Below are 692 nucleotides of genomic sequence, written 5' to 3' on the forward strand. Positions count from 1 at the left end.
AGACCGTTCCATCGCGTAAACTCTGCCCCATCGCGGGATTCGTATAGTGGCAATACCCTGGCTTCCCAAGCCCGTGCGGCGGGTTCGATTCCCGCATCCCGCTCCACATCTCTGATCGCCATCGCGGACCGTCATCGACGGTCTGACCAGGAGTCGGCCCATCGACGTTGAGACGTTCGATTGCTTGGCTGCGTTACGGGCGCGGAATGCGTCCTGTGCTCGCAGGACGCGACCACAGCTCGTGACGCCGCTTCCCAAAAGGCGGCTCTAGGCCGATGTCCCGCACGACCGGTTGCGGGCTCCGCGCCCGCCGGTGTGCGGCGCCAGTGCGCCTCCACCGATGTTCACTTTGGGTGCCTCGCCCGGATCGGTGTAGGTCAGTCTATGGGCCTGCCGATGGCCGGCATCGTACCGATTGCTCTGCTTGTTGCCACCGAAGACGCGCCGCCACAGCATGCATCCCTTGGTCAGCCGCTTTGACGCCCCATCAAATGCGAGAGATCGCCGCCGGGGCATGGGAATTTGGAATCCGCCTTGACCTGCTCGGGATTTCCGAGACATTAGTTCCTAGAAGACGGTGGGTTGTTGATCCGCTTGGATTCTTCGAGCCACGCGATGCGCTAGTCCCGGCCAGTCTCGGGGCCATTAGGCAGGCCCCATCTCCTTGATCCTACGGGCATATTCGGCCGGCG

Annotated in this window: 1 tRNA gene; it reads left to right on the forward strand. The window is 63.0% G+C overall.

Annotated elements, in window-relative coordinates:
- Positions 1-32: 32 nt before the first annotated feature.
- Positions 33-106, forward strand: a tRNA-Gly gene (locus CDN99_RS27970).
- Positions 107-692 lie beyond the last annotated feature (586 nt).

Origin of the sequence: Roseateles aquatilis, from assembly GCF_002205645.1 — a bacterium.
In the GTDB taxonomy this organism is placed as follows: domain Bacteria; phylum Pseudomonadota; class Gammaproteobacteria; order Burkholderiales; family Burkholderiaceae_C; genus Roseateles; species Roseateles aquatilis.